Genomic DNA, 16,066 nt, shown 5'->3' with positions numbered 1-16,066 from the left:
AATCGTTCTTTCAACCCAACCAGATCTTGCGGCGAAGCGCGCTGATGAAGTTCTGCACCTCTTCGGCGTCATGCGCCAACGGCGGCATCACCCCCCAGACCGGGCGCGGCCAGGCAGCGTCGCTGGTGCGGCGCGCGATGATGTGCACGTGAAGCTGCGGCACGAGGTTGCCAAGCGCTGCGACGTTGAGCTTGTCGCATTTGGTGGTCTCTTTCAGCGCCCGGGAGACGCGCGTGATCTCCGTCATCAATTGCGCCTGCTGGACCTCGTCGAGATCGATGATCTCGACCGCATCCGCACGGCGCGGCACCAGCAACAGCCAGGGGTAATGCGCGTCCTTGATGACCAGCACTTTCGACAACGGCAGGTCGCCGATATCGATGGTGTCCTCTTTCAGGCGGGAGTGCAGCGACCAGGCGGGATCAGGCATGAAAGTGTTTCCGAAAGGCCCGGCGCGATCGGGCGGCGAGGGCAGGAACCCCTGAGTGTTGGCTCCGACCATACGACAGCGATTCCGTTAGGGGAAGGATCGTGCTCCGCGGAGTCCGCATACTCGATCGTCGTCCCGGACAAGCGCAGCGAAGCGGAGCGCAGATCCGGGACCCATAATCCCAGGAAGGAGTCATGGCGCGAGTTGGTAACCCCGAGTCTTCGCCAAACTCAATCCTGTGGTTATGGATCCCGGGTCTGCGCTGACGCTTGCCCGGGACGACGATTGAGTTTGTGGCTGGCGCCGGCGGCCATGCCGACGCTCCTCACGCCTCCGCCAGCACGCGCGCGTTGGCGCGGACTGAGGCTTCGCTGACGCGGATGCCAAGCCCCGGACCATCGGGCACGACGACATGGCCGCCTCGGTTCGGGATGCGCTCCTCCAGGACGTCCTCGGTCAGTACGTGGTGCGGCATGTAGAATTCGCAGCCAAGCGAGATGCCGGGCGTTGCCGCGATGAGCTGCGTGGCGGCGGCGAGCCCGATGCCGCCTTCCCACAGCGTGCCGCCATAGCCGGGCAGCCCGGCGACATCGGCGATCGCCATGATGGCTTGCGCCTCGAACAGGCCGCCGGCCTTCATCAGCTTGATGGACACGGCGTCAGCAGCTTGCCGGCGCACCACGTCCATCATGTCGCGGCGCTCGAAGCAGCTCTCGTCGGCGAGCACGGGTGTCTCCAGCTCCGCTGTGAGCTGTGCCATGACGTCGAGATATCTACGCGGCACGGGCTGCTCGATGAAGGTCGGCGAAAATTGCTCGATATCGCGCAGGATCTTGATGGCGCCGAACGGCGCCAAGGCCTGGTTGTAGTCGACGCGAAGATCGACCTTGTCGCCGAACTCCTTGCGGATCGCCGCGAGGTGATCGAGGTCCTCGCGATGCGGCTTCACGCCGGTCTTGACCTTGTAGATGACGTTGCCGTCCGGAACCATTTTGCGCATGCGCTCGAGGTCGGCGGCGAAATCGGGATCGGCGATCGAAAAGGAGAGGGGGATCGAGTCGCGCACACGGCCGCCGAGCAGATCGGCGACCGAAAGTCCCGCCGATTTGCCGACGATGTCGAGCAGCGCCATCTCGATTGCGACTTTTGCTTCGGCATGTCCAACCAGCGCGCGCTCGAGTTCCGCCATCAGCGCGCGGATGCGGCGCACCGGCTTGCCGAGCAGGATCGGACGCAAGTAGATGTCGAGCGCGGAGAACGCCGCCTCCGGCGTTCCCGTAAACACCTCCCACGGCGCCGCTTCGCCCCAGCCGACCACACCGTCGCTCGCGGTGAGCTCGAGCAGCACGCGCTTCACTGTGCCCTTGACGTTGCCGACGCCCTGAAGCCGCGCCATCTTGATCGGGCTTTCGATCAGGAACAGCCTAAGACGCTCGACGGTCGCTTCGGTCATGTCAGGCCTCCATTGACGTGCCAGACCTGGCCGGTGACATAGGATGCCTTCGGTGACGCCAGGAAGGCGATGATCTCGGCCACTTCCTCCGGCCGTCCGCGACGGCGCATCGGGATCAATGCTTCTGTTGCGGCGATCTGCTCGGGTGAAAGTCGGCTCTCGCTCGGCTTGTCCTTGACGATGAGGCCCGGCGCAACCGCGTTGACAGTGATGCCGTCGCCGGCGAGCTCGACCGCGGTGAGCCGTACCAGGGCTTCCAGTGCAGCGCGGCTCGCGGCCGTTGCCGCGAAGGGCGCGAAATCAGGGCGGATTGCGTGTGCGACGAAGGACGACACCGCGACAATCCGCGCATCGCGGCCTGCACGCAGGAGCGGAAGCGCGGCCTTGACGAAACGTGTGAAGGCGAGGGCGGATTCGTCCATAGCCTGCAGGAATTGATCTGCGGGCGTGCCGATCGGACTGCCGCGGCGGGCGTGGCCTCCAACCAGGATCAATCCGTCAAGCCGGTCAAAATTGAGATGCGCAGTCGCACATGCAAGCGTCACAGCCACTTCATTGGCGAGATCGCCGAGACATGTTGCAACGGCCGCACCGCATGCTTCGGCGTCCGCCGCGCTCGCCCTAAGTCCGTCCTCGTTCGCGCGCGTATGCAGAACGAGCCCAATGCCGGGCGCGGCGAGCAGCTTTGCCGTGGCGCGGCCGATACCGCTGGCGGCACCGGTGACGAGATAGACGCGATCGATATCTGACATCAGGATGCTGTGGTGGCCGGCGGCAACGCGCCGGTGCGGTGGAAATGGCTGAGGAAGGCGCGCGTCGCGGCCTCGCGCGGGCTGTCGATCACCTGCCGCGCCGGGCCGTCCTCGACCACGACGCCGCCGCGCATGAACACCACGCGGCCCGCGACCTCGCGGGCAAAGGCGATCTCATGCGTCACGATCACCATGGTCATGCCTTCGGAAGCGAGCTGCTGCATCACGCCCAGCACCTCGCCGACGAGCTCTGGATCGAGCGCGGAGGTCGCTTCATCGAACAGCATCACGTCCGGCTCCATCGCGAGCGCCCGCGCGATAGCGACGCGCTGCTTCTGTCCGCCCGAGAGTGTCGCCGGATATTGATCGGCCTTTTCCAGAAGCCCGACCTTTGCCAGTTGCGCTCGCGCCAATTTCTCGGCGCCTGCCTTCGGCATGCGGCGCACCGTGACGGGCCCCTCCATGACGTTCTGGAGGGTCGTCATGTGCGGGAAGAGATTAAAATGCTGGAACACCATGCCGGTGGTGGCGCGGAATTTTGCCAACGTCTTCACATCAGGCAGCTTCGCGCCTTCACCGAATGCGAAACGCGTCTCGCCGACACGGACGCTGCCGCCATCGGGCACGACCAGCAGGTTGATGCAGCGGAGCAGCGTCGACTTGCCGGAGCCCGACGGCCCGATCAGCGCGACCACGCCGCCCTTGGCGACGTCGAGGTTGATGTTTTTCAGCACCTCGTTGCTGCCGAAGCTTTTGCGCAAGCCGCGGATCTCGATCTTGCAAGTATCCTTGCAAGTATCTTTGGACGTATCGCTCATTCGCTGACCGCCAGACGCTTCTCGCCCCGCCGCACGATGATGGTCAGGGGAATCAGGATCGCGGCATAGGCGAGCGCCACCGCGGTGTAGGTCTCGAGCGGCCGGTAGCTGTCATGCGCGGCGACCTGGCTCTGATAGACGAGGTCGGGCACCGCGAGCACCGAGACCAGCGAGGTGTTCTTGAACTGGATGATCGACTGGTTCATCAGCGCCGGGATCATGCGCTTGATCGCCTGGGGCAGGACGATGCGCATCATGGCCTGGCGCGGCGTCATGCCGAGCGCGGCGCCTGCTTCGGACTGGCCGCTGTCGATCGAGACGATGCCGCCGCGGATGATTTCCGAATAGAACGAGCCGCCATAGAGCGACAGTGCCAGCGCCGAAGCCGTGATCGGCGTCATCTCGACGCCGGCGAGGATCGGCAGCGCGTAATAGAACCAGATCAGCTGCACCAGGATCGGCGTGCAGCGGAACGCCTCGACGAAGGTCAGCGCAATGCCGCGCAGCCAGCCAAAGCGCGACAGCATCGCGAGCGCGGCGATGAGGCCGAACAGCAGCCCGAGCAGCACGATGACCACGGTGAAGCCGACGGTGACGCCGAGCCCGTTCAGGAAGAGCCAGCGATAGCCCCAGAGGATGCCGAAGTCCCACTGATACATGTTGCGCTACTCAGCCGTCGAAAGCTTGGAATACTGGCGCCGCAGTCTCGCTGCACCTCTCCCGCTTGCGGGAGAGGTCGGCGCGAAGCGCCGGGTGAGGGCTCTCTCCTCATCGGGGTTCTTCATTGTGGAAATACCCTCTCCCCAACCCTCTCCCGCAAGCGGGAGAGGGAGCGCAGCAGAGTGTGCGGATCGAACTCGAGCCAATCTCACCACACTACAACGTCACGCCCGGCGGAATGTCCGCTTCCGTCACCCCCACGAGCTCCATGTTGGTGAGGATCGCGGTGCGGATGAAGCCGAGGCCCTTGTTGAAGTCGATCCAGGTGTTGACGTAGTCGCGCCAGGTCTTGTCGGTCTCGCGGCGGAAGCCGGCGTTCGAGGTGGTGGCGAAGATCGGCGTCGGCAGCACGAACTGACCGAGCGAGGGATTCTTCTTCAACACCGTGAGCGAGAGCATGGTGATCAGGCACTGCGCGTCGACGCGGCCGGTCTGCAGCGCGGCGGTGGCGTCATCCGCCGTCTTCAGGCGCGAGATCTGCGCCTTCGGGATCAGGCGGCTGACGACCTGGTCGTGCGAGGAGCCCTGGTCGACGGCGATCTTGATGTCGGGCGAATTCAGCTCGGCCCAGGTCTTCGGCTTGAAATCCTTTTTCGCGAGGAAGCCGAAGGCGTTGTTGAAGACGGGAATCGAGAAATCGACCACCAGCGCGCGCTTCGGCGTCGGGTTGAGGCCGAAGAAGATGTCGATCTTGTTGGACTGCAGATCGAGCACCGAATTGCCCCAGGTCGTCTCGGTGATCTCGAGCTCGGCTTCCATGTCGTCGGCGAGCGCTTTCGCGATGTCGACGTAAAAACCCTTCCACTGGCCGCTGGCGAGGTCCTTCATGTAGTAGGGCGCACCGCCATTGACTGCGCCGATCCGCATCTTCTTGGTGCGGCGGATGCGCGCGAAGGTGGATTCGCTGGGATCGGGGGCCGTCTGCGCCACCGCCGGGGATGCGACCGCGCCTGCCGCCATTGCCGCGCCGACCGCGCCCAGCCCGACAATCGATGCAACATCACGACGTGTAACCATTTTTGTTATCGCTTTTCTGATTGGGTGAAGTTCCGGCAGCGTTCTTACCAAGGCGGCACTGTCAGCGAAAGCACAGCCTCTTGGCGCTTTGGGCGGGGATTTGCCCGGATGCTGGGCAGGCTGATACCGACCCGATACCCGCTTGCTTTCCGGCCCTTTTGGCCCCAAATAGGGACCGGGAGATTGGCGGTGGACGAGCCACTCGCCAACCGGGTCAGGTCCGGAAGGAAGCAGCCCTAACGAGGTCCGGATCGGGTCGCTCGTCAGTCTCCTACCTGTTTTTCGAGCGAATTGCGCCGGCGGGACTCCCCGCCAGCGCGCTCCTTTCCGCAAAAGCCGGCCGAGAGAGATTTCATTGCGGATCGACCGATGACCGACGCTGGCGCCCCCACCGATCCTGACAGCGCCAGCCAGGCTGGCTTTGCGCTCGGCGCCCAGCCGGGAACGCCGTACCGGGTGCTGGCGCGCAAATACCGTCCCTCCAGCTTTGACGATCTGATCGGCCAGGAGGCCGTGGTCCGCACCGTCTCCAATGCGTTCGAAACCGGGCGTATTCCGCAGGCCTGGATCCTCACCGGCGTCCGCGGCGTCGGCAAGACCACCACCGCGCGCATCCTCGCCCGCGCGCTCAACTACGAGATGCCAGACGGCTCGGTGAAGGGCCCGACCATCCACATGCCGACGCTCGGCGTGCATTGCCAGGCCATCATGGAAAGCCGGCACATGGACGTGCTGGAGATGGACGCCGCGTCGCACACCGGCGTTGATGACGTCCGCCAGATCAACGACAGCGTGCGCTATGCGCCGGCCAGCGCCCGCTACAAGGTCTACATCATCGACGAAGTCCACATGCTGTCGACGGCGGCGTTCAACGCCTTCCTGAAGACGCTGGAGGAGCCGCCGGAGCACGCCAAGTTCGTGTTCGCGACCACCGAGATCCGCAAGGTTCCGGTCACGGTGCTGTCGCGCTGTCAGCGCTTCGACCTGCGCCGGGTCGAGGCCGACGTGCTGATGAAGCACCTTGCCAACATCGCCGCGAAGGAAGGCGTCGAGATCGAGCCGGAGGCGCTCGGCATCATCGCCCGCGCGGCGGAAGGTTCCGTGCGCGATTCGCTGTCGCTGCTCGACCAGGCGATCGCGCATGCGGCCGGCCAGGTGAAGGCCGACGCCGTGCGGCAGATGCTGGGGCTTGCCGACCGCACCCGCGTCATCGACCTCTTCGATTCGCTGGTCCGCGCCGACATCGCGTCAGCCTTCAAGGAGTTCCGCGACCAGTACGACACCGGTGCCGATCCGATCGTCGTGCTCTCGGATCTCGCCGAGTTCGTCAACTTCGTCACCCGCGTCAAGATCGTGCCGGCCACCGCCGACAACGTCGCCTATGGCGAGACCGAGCGGCTGCGCGCGCGCGACTTTGCGTCGAAGATCTCGATGCGCGTCTTGTCGCGGATGTGGCAGATGCTGCTCAAGGGCATCACCGAGGTGCAGGCCGCAACGCGCCCGGCAGCCGCCGCGGAGATGGTGCTGGTCCGCATCGCCTATGTCGCCGACCTGCCGACGCCGGACGAAGCGATCAGGATGCTGGAACAGAACGGTGGTGGTTCGCCGATCGTGAGCGGCGGAAGCGCTGCGCGCAGTACGCCGACCGCGCCGGTTGCCTCGGCGGCGCCGGTGCGCGCGCCGTCGTCGCCGTCCTCGTTCGGTGGTGGTGCGCGGCCGCAAATGGCAGCGCCCGCGCCGGAGACTCAGGGCTCGGCGCCCGCGCTGCGTATCACGAGCTTTACCCAGCTCGTCGCGCTCGCCGGCCAGAAGCGCGACCTCATGACCAAGGGCGCGCTCGAAGCCGATATGCGCCTCGTCCGTTTCGAGGAGGGCCGGCTGGAGGTTGCGCTCGAGCCCAACGCCTCCAAGACCATGATTTCCGAGCTGGCGCGCAAATTCGAGCTCTGGACCGGTCGCCGCTGGACGGTGATCGTGTCCAACGAGCAGGGCCAGCCGACGCTGCGCTCGGTCAACCAGGCCGCCAAGCAGGAGCACGCGCGGACCGCCGAGGCCGATCCACGGGTGCAGGAGGTGCTGTCGCGCTTCCCCGGCGCCAAGGTGGTCGAGGTCCGCAGGCTTGCCCCCGAGACGCCGGAATCCAATATTAACGCCGACTATGGCAGTGACGATCCGCCCGACGGTTCCGACGGCGACGACGATCTCTGAGCCTATCTTTCCAAGGACGAACACCCATGGCTGATTTTCTCGGCATGATGAAGCAGGCGGCGCAGCTGCAATCCAAGATGCAGGCGATGCAGGACGAGCTCGGCAATGTCGAGGTCGAGGGCATATCCGGCGGCGGCCTGGTTGCGGTGCGCATGACCGCGAAGATGGACGTCAAGGGCGTCAGGATCGATCCCTCGCTGATGAAGGCCGAGGAGCGCGAGGTGCTGGAGGATCTGCTCGTCACCGCATTGGGCGATGCGCGCCGCAAGGCGGAAGCCGCCATGCAGGAGAAGATGCAGGCGCTCACCGGCGGACTCGGCCTGCCGCCGGGCCTGTTCGGCCAGTGACATGGGAGCCGTTGCCGGTCCCGAGATCGAACGCCTGATCCAGCTTCTGGCGCGGCTGCCCGGTTTGGGGCCGCGCTCGGCGCGGCGCGCCGCGCTGCATCTGATCAAGAAGCGCGAAGCGCTGATGATGCCACTCTCCGCCGCCTTGCAGGTCGCGCTCGACAAGGTCCAGGTGTGCAAGACCTGCGGCAATATCGATACGCAAAGTCCCTGCACGGTCTGCACCGACCCGCGGCGCGATGGCGCCATCATCGTCGTGGTCGCCGACGTCGCCGATCTCTGGGCGCTGGAGCGGGCCAATGCGACGCAAGGGCGCTATCACGTGCTTGGCGCGACATTGTCGCCGCTCGACGGCGTCGGACCGCAGGACCTCACCATCGACGCGCTGGTCGCCCGCGCGCATGATCCGCAGGTACACGAGATCATCTTGGCGCTGAACGCGACGGTGGACGGCCAGACCACGGCGCATTACATCACTGACCTGCTCCAGGACGCCAACGTCAAGGTGACGCGGCTCGCCCATGGCGTGCCGGTTGGCGGAGAACTTGATTATCTCGATGAAGGTACGCTATCGGCAGCAATGCGGCAGCGGACCCTGTTCTAGCTATTCCCTTAAGACGACGGAACGGACGACATGACGAAACGATTCGCCAGACGGTTGGCTTTGGTCGCGACGATGATGACGCTGGTGACGCCGGCCGTCTCCGCGCAACAGGAGGATGAGGCGCCCCCGCCGTCAAAGCCCGGCAAGCCGATCAGCAACGGCGAGGTGCTCTCCGGCGAGCTGAACACCATGCGCGTGCGCGACGTCAAGAATGGCAAGAAGGTTGCGACCTACCAGATCACGTCCGAGCCACGCCGCCTGCCGGCGCCGAGCGGGTTGTGCAATCTCGAGACCGGTCCCGAGACATTCCAGCTCGTCACCTCCAGTGACGCGCAGGCCACGCAGCTGAAATCATTCGTCGGCAAGGAAATTTCCGTGAAGGTCGACGAAGTCACCTGCGCCAGCGATCCCGGCCAGATGAGCGAAGCCGTGATCACGAAGTGGAGCCTGGTGAAGAAGTAGTTGGGGGCGGCTCGCCGCGAAGGCAGCTGCCGTAGGGTGGGCAAAGGCGCGCTTGCGCCGTGCCCACCATCTTTGCACGATTGCAACAGAAGAGGTGGGCACGCTCAGCTTTGCCCACCCTACGGCGGCCACCGCAGCGCTACACCCTGACCGGCCCCAGCGTCTCGAAATGTCCGCGCTTCTGCAAATATGCGAGCAGGATCAGGCTCGGCACCGCGACCACCACGCAGATCATGAAGAACAGCGGCCATCCCGTCATCTTCGCCACGAAGCCGGCGCCTGACGACAGATAGGTGCGCCCGACCGCGGCCAGCGCGGTGAGCAGCGCATATTGCGTCGCCGTGTGCAGCGGGTTCTGGCACAGCGCGGAGAGATAGGCGACGAAGATCACGGTGCCGATGGCGCTGGTGAAGTTCTCGCAGGTGATCGCAAAGGCGAGCGCCCATTGGTTGGTGCCGACCAGCGCAAGCCATGAGAAGGACAGGTTGGCAATCGCCTGCACCACGCCGCCGATCCACAGGCTCGTTGCCAGCGAATAGCGCCGCGCGACGAAACCGCCGGCAAAACCGCCGATCAGAGTCGCGGCAAGGCCGACGCCCTTCACGATCGCGGCATAGTCGTTGCGGGAGAAGCCGAGGTCGATCACGAACGGGGCCGTCATGGTGCCGGAGAATGCATCGGTGAACTTGAACAGCACCACGAAAGCGAGCGCAGCGAACGCATCCTTGCGCGACAGAAATTCCGAGAAGGCGCCGATCGCGGCGTGCAGGACGCGCGCGAATGCCGTCTCGGTCTGCGTTGCGGCCTCCGCCTTTGCCGATTGTGCGGGCTCAGTGGCGAGCAGCGCGGTGATCGTGCCGATCAGCACCATCGCCGCCATCACCACATAGCCCCACATCCACGCGGACGGCTTCGGAATGCCGGTGCTTTCGAAGCCGGATACGATGAACAGCGCGCCTGCGGTCGAGACCAGCATGCCGATGCGATAGGCCGCCACATAGGACGCCATGCCGGCCGCCTGCTCGCTCTCGGGCAGGCTCTCGACGCGGAAGGCGTCGACCACGATGTCCTGTGTCGAGGACGTCGTTGCCACCAGCAAGGCGCCGAGCGCGACGAAGAACGGCGAGCGCGCAGGATCGGTCAGCGCCAGCAGCAGGATCGAGATGATCAGCAAGAGCTGCGAGAACAGCAGCCAGCCGCGGCGGCGCCCGAAGGCGCGGGTGAACAGCGGCACATGCAGCGCATCCACCAGCGGTGCCCAGATAAACTTCAGCGTATAGGGCGTGCCGACCAGCGCAAACAGCCCGATGGTCCCGAGATCGACGCCGGACTCCCGCATCCACACCAGCAGCGTCGAGCCCGACAGCGCCAGCGGCAGGCCGGAGGAGAAGCCGAGAAACAGCACGATCAGCACCCGCGGCTGCAGGTACACGGCCAGGCTCTCGCGCCAGGAAGTGGCGGGAGCATCGGTAGTCGCGGGAGCGGTTCCGGAAGTCGCGTCAGGTGCGGTCATGGAGGGGTGTTAGCAGATTCTGACGGCCACAAGTGAGGTGTCGTCGCCCGGCTTGACCGGGCGACCCAGTATTCCAGAGACCGCAGTTATGGAGGACCAGCGATCCCCGGGTAGAGATCGTTCCAGTCGGGATTGTCCTTTTCGATCAGCGCGATCTTCCATGCGCGCTTCCATTTCTTGAGGCGCTTCTCCCGCTTGATCGCATTCTCGGGATCATCGAACTGCTCGAAATAGACCAGCTTCAGGACGTCGTATTCCTTCGTAAAGCTCTCGACCAATTTCAGCCTGTGCTCGGCCACCCGGCGGACCAAATCATTTGTCACACCGATATAAAGCGTTCCACCGATCTTGCTGGCCAGAATGTAGACGTAGTAGCAGCGTGCGCTCATCTGACGTCTCTGGGATACTGGGTCGCCCGGTCAAGCCGGGCGACGACAGCGGGCGGCAGGTTACTTCATCTAAGACGATCACTCCCCCGCTTGCAGCTTGCGCGGGAACAGCTCTGGGCCGCTTGCGACGAGCCGCGGCCCCTCCGGCGCGTCAGTCTTGCTGAAATCGAGCTCCTCGATGCGGCCGGCGCGCTTCTCGATCTTGTCGGCCGAGATCAGGACCTGGCGCACGTCCTCGTTCACGTCGGCAAAGTGCTTCTGCAGTTTCAGCACGCGATCGCGCAGGCGACCGAGATCGTCGCCGAGCTTGATCACCTCGGTACGGATCTGGTCGGCGGCGTCGCGCATGCGCGCGTCCTTCATGATCTGCTGCATGACCTGGATTGCGAGCATCAGCAGCGAGGGCGACACCAGCACGACGCGGGCGCGATAGGCCTTCTGGATCACGTCGTCGAAGCCATCGTGGATTTCGGCATAGACCGACTCCGACGGCACGAACATCAGCGCCATCTCCTGGGTCTCGCCGGTGACGAGATATTTTTCGGAGATGTCGCTGACATGCTTCATCACGTCGCCGCGCAGCCGCTGCGTGGCGATGCGCCGCTCCTCGTCGGTGCGCGCGTCGTGCAGCGCAGTCATCGCCTCCAGCGGAAATTTGGCGTCGATGCAGAGCGGGCGCTGGTCGGGCAGGAACACCACGCAGTCGGGCCGCTTGCCGGTCGAGAGCGTGAACTGGAACTCGTAGGAGCCCTTCGGCAGCCCGTCCTGGACGATCGCTTCCATCCGCGCCTGGCCGAACGCGCCGCGCGACTGCTTGTTGGCGAGCACGTCGCGCAAGGTCGTCACCTGCGTGGTCAGGTCGGTGAGGTTCTTATGCGCGCTGTCGATGATCCCGAGCCGCTCGTGCAGCGCCCGCAGGCTCTCCATGGTGTTGCGGGTCGTATGCTCCATGGACTGGCCGACGCGATGGGTGACCGAATCCAGCCGCTCGTTGACCGCGCGCGCCATCTCGGCCTGGCGGCCGGCGAGCGCCTGCGCCATGGCGTCGACGCGGCCCGACGCCTCGCTCTGGGCGTGCAGCATCTGGCTCAGGCGCTCCTCCAGCTCGTCGGCCCGGATGGTCTGGGCCATGGCGAGTTCCGCGCCCCGCCGCGAGCCGCGCGCAATCACGATGGCGATCACGAGGAGCAGGATGAGGGCCAGCACACCGAAGCCGATCAGCGCATCCACGGTGCGCACCGGCCAGTCGCCAGCGGTAAAAATGATCTCGTTCATGTAGTCCTTCTAGCCGATTCGCGAGAGCGCGCGAACGAAGAGGGAACATTTATGGTTAACCAGCAGTGAATTTTTATGGTTAACGGAAGCCTAATTTTTATGGTTAGCGAACCTTTAACGGTGTTCCCGGCCACATTGACCGCATCGGGCGGCCGGCTTAAATCGCCGCCATGGCCCTAAGAGAAATCATCATCCTGCCCGACAAGCAGTTGCGTCTGGTCTCCAAGCCGATCGAGAAGGTCACGGCGGAGATCCGCAAGCTTGCCGACGACATGTTCGAGACCATGTACGACGCGCCCGGCATCGGGCTTGCGGCGATCCAGGTCGCGCAACCCCTGCGCCTCATCACCATGGACCTCGCCAAGCGTGACGAGAACGGCGAGACCGCGCGAGAGCCGCGCGTCTTCATCAATCCGGAGATCGTCGCCTCATCCGAGGAGCTGTCGGTCTACGAGGAAGGCTGTCTGTCGATCCCCGAATATTACGAGGAGGTCGAGCGGCCTGCGAAGGTGCGGGTGCGCTTCATCGATCTCGACGGCAAGCTGCACGAGGAGGATGCCGAAGGGCTCTACGCCACCTGCATCCAGCACGAGATCGACCATCTCAATGGCGTGCTGTTCGTCGACTATTTGTCGAAGCTCAAGCGCGACCGCGTGTTCAAGAAGTTCGAGAAAGCCGCCAAGCGCGCGGTGGAGTGAGGCGCCTCCTCCGCCGTCATGCCCGGCCTTGTGCCGGGCATCCACGTTCTTCGCTCCGCGAGCAAGAAGGGCGTGGATGGCCGGGACAAGCCCGGCCATGACGAGTACCTTGCTCGTTCTGAGGATTGTCTCGCCCCATGCCTCTCCGCCTCATCTTCATGGGCACGCCCGATTTTTCCGTGCCGACGCTGCTCGAGCTCGTCGCGCATGGCCACGAGATCGTGGCCGTCTACACTCGCGCGCCGAAGCCGGGCGGGCGGCGCGGGCTGCAGTTGCAACCGACGCCGGTGGAAGACGCCGCGCGAAAGCTCGGCATTCCCGTACTGACACCAAAGACGCTGAAGACGCCGGAAGCGCTCGACGAATTCCGCGCATTCGACGCCAATGCGGCCGTCGTGGTCGCTTACGGCATGATCCTGTCGCAGGCGATCCTCGATGCCCCAAAGCTCGGCTGCTACAATCTGCATGCCTCACTGCTGCCACGCTGGCGCGGTGCCGCGCCGATCAACCGCGCGATCATGGCTGGTGATGCCGAGAGTGGCGTCATGGTGATGAAGATGGACGTGGGGCTGGACACCGGCGACGTCGCCATGGCCGAGCGTCTTGCGATCTCGGACACCATGACCGCCGCCGATCTGCACGATCGCCTCGCCCGGCTCGGCGCAGACCTGATGGTGCGCGCCGTGGCCGCGCTCGAACGCGGCGGGCTCCAGCTCAAGAAGCAGAGCGAGGACGGCGTCACCTATGCGGCCAAGATCGACAAGGCCGAGGCGCGGATCGACTGGAGCAAGCCGGCGCGCGCGGTCCTACGCCACATCCACGGCTTGTCGCCGTTTCCCGGCGCCTGGAGCGAGCTCACTGGCGTGACCGAGAACGCCCGCGTCAAAATCCTGCGCTGTGAGCTAGCAAAAGGCTCGGGTGCGCCGGGCGAGGTGCTCGACGACCTCCTCACGATCGCCTGCGGCGAGGGTGCGATCCGCATCATCGAGCTGCAGCGCGAGGGCAAGGCGCGGATGCAGGCTGCGGACTTCTTGCGCGGCGTGCCGCTGAAGGCGGGTGCGAAATTCACCTGACACTGTCATACCCCGCGAAGGCAGGGTATCCAGTACGCCGAGGCACTTGAAAATTGGACCGAACCGTCACGGCGTACTGGATCGTCCGCCTGCGCGGACGATGACACCGGGAAAAATGCCCCGCTACAAGCTCACCATCGAATATGACGGCGCGCCGTTCTGCGGCTGGCAGGTGCAGGAGACGCTGCCTTCCGTGCAGGGCGCACTCGAGATGGCCGTGAAGGCAATGTGCGGCAGGGCGGTGCGCGTGCACGGCGCCGGCCGCACCGATGCCGGCGTGCATGCACTTGGCCAGGTCGCGCATGTCGATATCGAAAAGCCCTTTGCGCCGGATCGCCTTCGCGATGGCCTGAACGCGCATCTGCGCCCCGCTCCGATCGCGGTGCTCGAAGCTGAGATCGTGCCGGAAACTTTCGAGGCGCGCTTCTCGGCCATCAAGCGCCACTACCGCTATCGGATCGTCAACACGCGCGCCAACCTCGCGCTCGATGCCGGCCATGCCTGGCGCGTGGCGCGCCGGCTCGACACCGACGCCATGCACGCGGCCGCACAGCGCCTGATCGGCAAGCACGATTTCACGACCTTTCGCGATACCGAGTGCCAGGCCAAATCGCCGGAGAAGACGCTCGACCAGCTCGACGTGCTGCGCGACGGGCGCGAGGTGACGATCCTCACCTCGGCGCGCTCTTTCCTGCACAGCCAGGTCCGCTCGATGGTCGGCTCGCTGGTCTGGGTCGGCGAAGGCCGCTGGAGCGCCGATGACCTCTCCGCGGCGCTCGCCGCCCGCAACCGCGCCGCCTGCGGCATCGTCGCCCCGCCGCAGGGGCTGTATCTGGTGCGGGTGGATTACTAAGCGACGAGCGACTGAGGCTCTTGCCACGCTCTCCATTGTCATTCCCCGCGAAGGCGGGGAATCCAGTACGCCGCGGCTCCTCCGTATTCGTCGCTGTCTCTGGAATACTGGATCGTCCGCCTTCGCGGACGATGACAGCGGAGTGGGAGGCGACGGCGGAGTGAACGGCGGCAGCGGAAGCCCTAAGCGAAATACCGCGTCAAAATCCCGCGATAGACCTTCGTCAGCTTCTCCAGGTCCGCCACCGTTACGCGTTCGTCGACCTGGTGCATGGTCTGGCCGACGAGGCCAAATTCGATCACCGGGCAATAGCTGGAAATGAAGCGCGCATCCGAGGTGCCGCCTGATGTCGACAGCTCGGGCTTGCGTCCCGTCACCTCCTCGATCGCGGAGACCGCGAGATCGGTGAACGGGCCGGGCTTGGTGACGAACACGTTGGAGTTCGAAGGCTCCCAGGCGATGTGCGCGCGGATGCGGTTGCCGCAGGCTTTGGTCAGCCGCGTCTCGACCAGCTCACGCAGGCTCGCCTGCGTGTGGTTGTCGTTGTAGCGGATGTTGAACTTGGCGCGGGCCTGGCCGGGGATCACGTTGTAGGCGGAGTTGCCGACGTCGACGGAAGTGAATTCCAGGTTGGAGGCCTGGAATTGCGCGCTGCCATGGTCCAGCGGCTCCTCCGAGATCGCCACGATCAGCCGGGAGATATCAGGCACCGGATTGGACGCGCGGTGTGGGTAGGCGACGTGGCCTTGCCGTCCCTCGACATGGAGCGTGCCGGATTGCGAGCCGCGGCGGCCGACCTTGATGGTGTCGCCGAGTGTCTCGACATTGGAGGGCTCGCCGAGCACGCAATGATCGAACGTCTCGCCGCGCGCCGCGGCCCACTTCAACAGCTTGATCGTGCCGTTGATCGAGACGTCTTCCTCGTCGCCCGTGATCAGGAAGGAGATCGAGCCCTTGCCGTCAGTGCGCGCCTTGCCGCCGTTCGCAGCGAGATGCTCCAGCACCGCTGCAACCGAGCAGGCGATGCCGCCCTTCATGTCGACCGCGCCGCGGCCGTGCAGGACGCCGTCCTTCACCTCGCCGGAGAACGCACCGACGCTCCAGGCGCTTTCATCACCCGGCGGCACCACGTCGGTGTGGCCGGCAAAGGTGATATGCGGACCTTCGCTGCCGATCCGCGCGTAGAGATTGTCGACATCGGCAAAGCCTGCTTCGGAGAAGGTCACGCGATGGCAGGTGAAGCCGGCCTCAGTGAGGAGCCTTTCGAGCACCCCGAGCGCACCGGCATCGGCCGGCGTTACCGAGGGACAGCGGATGAGATCGCGGGCAATGGACAGGGCATCGGTCATGACCCCCGCTTAACATGCATGCCGCTGGGCGGGCTAGCGCTGGGCGGGACAAATTCGAGCTCGCTCTGCTGGTCCCAGGGCTGCGACGCGCGAGCCGATTCCGAT

17 protein-coding genes and 1 other RNA gene are annotated in these 16,066 nt (G+C 65.1%); 8 read left to right on the top strand and 10 right to left on the bottom strand.

What is annotated here, in order from left to right:
- Window positions 1-10 precede the first annotated feature (10 nt).
- The 6 genes from SO140_RS11940 to SO140_RS11915 all read right to left on the bottom strand — a co-directional run bounded on the left by SO140_RS11940 (window position 11) and on the right by SO140_RS11915 (window position 5,190).
- On the bottom strand, window positions 11-430 hold the full coding sequence (locus SO140_RS11940) for an HIT domain-containing protein (RefSeq protein WP_449378232.1): 420 nt from the start codon (window positions 428-430) through the stop codon (window positions 11-13).
- Between the two features lie 325 nt (window positions 431-755).
- On the bottom strand, window positions 756-1,883 hold the full coding sequence (locus SO140_RS11935) for a muconate cycloisomerase family protein (RefSeq protein WP_449378231.1): 1,128 nt from the start codon (window positions 1,881-1,883) through the stop codon (window positions 756-758).
- Complete coding sequence (locus SO140_RS11930) at window positions 1,880-2,635, bottom strand: SDR family NAD(P)-dependent oxidoreductase (protein WP_449378230.1); 756 nt, start codon at window positions 2,633-2,635, stop codon at window positions 1,880-1,882. The genes SO140_RS11935 and SO140_RS11930 overlap by 4 nt, the downstream gene beginning before the upstream one ends.
- Window positions 2,635-3,453 carry an amino acid ABC transporter ATP-binding protein gene (locus SO140_RS11925; RefSeq protein WP_449378229.1) on the bottom strand — a complete coding sequence of 273 codons (819 nt, stop codon included), beginning with the start codon at window positions 3,451-3,453 and terminating at the stop codon, window positions 2,635-2,637. Before SO140_RS11925 ends, SO140_RS11930 begins: the two co-directional genes overlap by 1 nt.
- A complete protein-coding gene (locus tag SO140_RS11920; RefSeq protein ID WP_254110009.1) occupies window positions 3,450-4,112 on the bottom strand; it encodes an amino acid ABC transporter permease in 663 nt (220 codons plus the stop codon). Before SO140_RS11920 ends, SO140_RS11925 begins: the two co-directional genes overlap by 4 nt.
- A gap of 217 nt (window positions 4,113-4,329) precedes the next feature.
- The gene (locus SO140_RS11915; RefSeq protein ID WP_449378228.1) at window positions 4,330-5,190 is read right to left on the bottom strand and encodes a transporter substrate-binding domain-containing protein; all 861 of its coding nucleotides are present in this window, start codon (window positions 5,188-5,190) and stop codon (window positions 4,330-4,332) included.
- Between the two features lie 178 nt (window positions 5,191-5,368).
- Between SO140_RS11915 and ffs the strand changes: the two genes are divergently transcribed.
- From ffs to SO140_RS11890, 5 genes are all read left to right on the top strand, one after another.
- Window positions 5,369-5,465: signal recognition particle sRNA small type (gene ffs / locus SO140_RS11910), an RNA gene on the top strand.
- 94 nt (window positions 5,466-5,559) lie between these two features.
- On the top strand, window positions 5,560-7,398 hold the full coding sequence (locus SO140_RS11905) for a DNA polymerase III subunit gamma/tau (RefSeq protein ID WP_449378227.1): 1,839 nt from the start codon (window positions 5,560-5,562) through the stop codon (window positions 7,396-7,398).
- Window positions 7,399-7,424: 26 nt separating this feature from the next.
- On the top strand, window positions 7,425-7,745 hold the full coding sequence (locus SO140_RS11900) for a YbaB/EbfC family nucleoid-associated protein (RefSeq protein ID WP_449378226.1): 321 nt from the start codon (window positions 7,425-7,427) through the stop codon (window positions 7,743-7,745).
- A 1-nt stretch (window position 7,746) separates the two neighbouring features.
- On the top strand, window positions 7,747-8,349 hold the full coding sequence (recR, locus tag SO140_RS11895) for a recombination mediator RecR (RefSeq protein WP_284271008.1): 603 nt from the start codon (window positions 7,747-7,749) through the stop codon (window positions 8,347-8,349).
- Between the two features lie 30 nt (window positions 8,350-8,379).
- Window positions 8,380-8,811, top strand: a complete 432-nt coding sequence (locus SO140_RS11890) for a hypothetical protein (RefSeq protein ID WP_449378225.1) — start codon at window positions 8,380-8,382, stop codon at window positions 8,809-8,811.
- Window positions 8,812-8,950: 139 nt separating this feature from the next.
- Here the strand turns inward: SO140_RS11890 and SO140_RS11885 are convergent, their stop codons facing one another.
- The 3 genes from SO140_RS11885 to SO140_RS11875 all read right to left on the bottom strand — a co-directional run bounded on the left by SO140_RS11885 (window position 8,951) and on the right by SO140_RS11875 (window position 11,988).
- The gene (locus tag SO140_RS11885; RefSeq protein WP_449378224.1) at window positions 8,951-10,324 is read right to left on the bottom strand and encodes an AmpG family muropeptide MFS transporter; all 1,374 of its coding nucleotides are present in this window, start codon (window positions 10,322-10,324) and stop codon (window positions 8,951-8,953) included.
- An 86-nt stretch (window positions 10,325-10,410) separates the two neighbouring features.
- Window positions 10,411-10,713: a GIY-YIG nuclease family protein gene (locus SO140_RS11880; RefSeq protein WP_449378223.1), complete on the bottom strand. Its 303-nt coding sequence runs from the start codon at window positions 10,711-10,713 to the stop codon at window positions 10,411-10,413.
- 78 nt (window positions 10,714-10,791) lie between these two features.
- A complete protein-coding gene (locus tag SO140_RS11875; RefSeq protein WP_449378222.1) occupies window positions 10,792-11,988 on the bottom strand; it encodes a DNA recombination protein RmuC in 1,197 nt (398 codons plus the stop codon).
- 170 nt (window positions 11,989-12,158) lie between these two features.
- Here SO140_RS11875 and def point away from each other — a divergent pair, with 170 nt between their 5' ends.
- The 3 genes from def to truA all read left to right on the top strand — a co-directional run bounded on the left by def (window position 12,159) and on the right by truA (window position 14,612).
- Complete coding sequence (def, locus tag SO140_RS11870; protein WP_449378221.1) at window positions 12,159-12,686, top strand: peptide deformylase; 528 nt, start codon at window positions 12,159-12,161, stop codon at window positions 12,684-12,686.
- A 137-nt stretch (window positions 12,687-12,823) separates the two neighbouring features.
- Window positions 12,824-13,759, top strand: a complete 936-nt coding sequence (gene fmt / locus SO140_RS11865) for a methionyl-tRNA formyltransferase (RefSeq protein WP_449378220.1) — start codon at window positions 12,824-12,826, stop codon at window positions 13,757-13,759.
- A 115-nt stretch (window positions 13,760-13,874) separates the two neighbouring features.
- A complete protein-coding gene (gene truA / locus SO140_RS11860) occupies window positions 13,875-14,612 on the top strand; it encodes a tRNA pseudouridine(38-40) synthase TruA (protein ID WP_449378219.1) in 738 nt (245 codons plus the stop codon).
- 182 nt (window positions 14,613-14,794) lie between these two features.
- On the opposite strand, the gene dapE is transcribed toward truA, so the two are convergent.
- A complete protein-coding gene (gene dapE / locus SO140_RS11855; protein ID WP_449378218.1) occupies window positions 14,795-15,961 on the bottom strand; it encodes a succinyl-diaminopimelate desuccinylase in 1,167 nt (388 codons plus the stop codon).
- Window positions 15,962-16,066: the final 105 nt, after the last annotated feature.

Source organism: Bradyrhizobium sp. UFLA05-108 (assembly GCF_059803455.1).
The sequence above is the reverse complement of the archived record's forward strand: the minus strand, read 5'-3'. Positions and strand labels throughout refer to the sequence as shown.

Coding starts and splice junctions, on each gene's coding strand:
- SO140_RS11940 (WP_449378232.1), bottom strand. CDS start 430: ATGCCTGATCCCGCCTGGTCGCTGCACTCCCGCCTGAAAGAGGACACC.
- SO140_RS11935 (WP_449378231.1), bottom strand. CDS start 1,883: ATGACCGAAGCGACCGTCGAGCGTCTTAGGCTGTTCCTGATCGAAAGC.
- SO140_RS11930 (WP_449378230.1), bottom strand. CDS start 2,635: ATGTCAGATATCGATCGCGTCTATCTCGTCACCGGTGCCGCCAGCGGT.
- SO140_RS11925 (WP_449378229.1), bottom strand. CDS start 3,453: ATGAGCGATACGTCCAAAGATACTTGCAAGGATACTTGCAAGATCGAG.
- SO140_RS11920 (WP_254110009.1), bottom strand. CDS start 4,112: ATGTATCAGTGGGACTTCGGCATCCTCTGGGGCTATCGCTGGCTCTTC.
- SO140_RS11915 (WP_449378228.1), bottom strand. CDS start 5,190: ATGGTTACACGTCGTGATGTTGCATCGATTGTCGGGCTGGGCGCGGTC.
- SO140_RS11905 (WP_449378227.1), top strand. CDS start 5,560: ATGACCGACGCTGGCGCCCCCACCGATCCTGACAGCGCCAGCCAGGCT.
- SO140_RS11900 (WP_449378226.1), top strand. CDS start 7,425: ATGGCTGATTTTCTCGGCATGATGAAGCAGGCGGCGCAGCTGCAATCC.
- recR (WP_284271008.1), top strand. CDS start 7,747: ATGGGAGCCGTTGCCGGTCCCGAGATCGAACGCCTGATCCAGCTTCTG.
- SO140_RS11890 (WP_449378225.1), top strand. CDS start 8,380: ATGACGAAACGATTCGCCAGACGGTTGGCTTTGGTCGCGACGATGATG.
- SO140_RS11885 (WP_449378224.1), bottom strand. CDS start 10,324: ATGACCGCACCTGACGCGACTTCCGGAACCGCTCCCGCGACTACCGAT.
- SO140_RS11880 (WP_449378223.1), bottom strand. CDS start 10,713: ATGAGCGCACGCTGCTACTACGTCTACATTCTGGCCAGCAAGATCGGT.
- SO140_RS11875 (WP_449378222.1), bottom strand. CDS start 11,988: ATGAACGAGATCATTTTTACCGCTGGCGACTGGCCGGTGCGCACCGTG.
- def (WP_449378221.1), top strand. CDS start 12,159: ATGGCCCTAAGAGAAATCATCATCCTGCCCGACAAGCAGTTGCGTCTG.
- fmt (WP_449378220.1), top strand. CDS start 12,824: ATGCCTCTCCGCCTCATCTTCATGGGCACGCCCGATTTTTCCGTGCCG.
- truA (WP_449378219.1), top strand. CDS start 13,875: ATGCCCCGCTACAAGCTCACCATCGAATATGACGGCGCGCCGTTCTGC.
- dapE (WP_449378218.1), bottom strand. CDS start 15,961: ATGACCGATGCCCTGTCCATTGCCCGCGATCTCATCCGCTGTCCCTCG.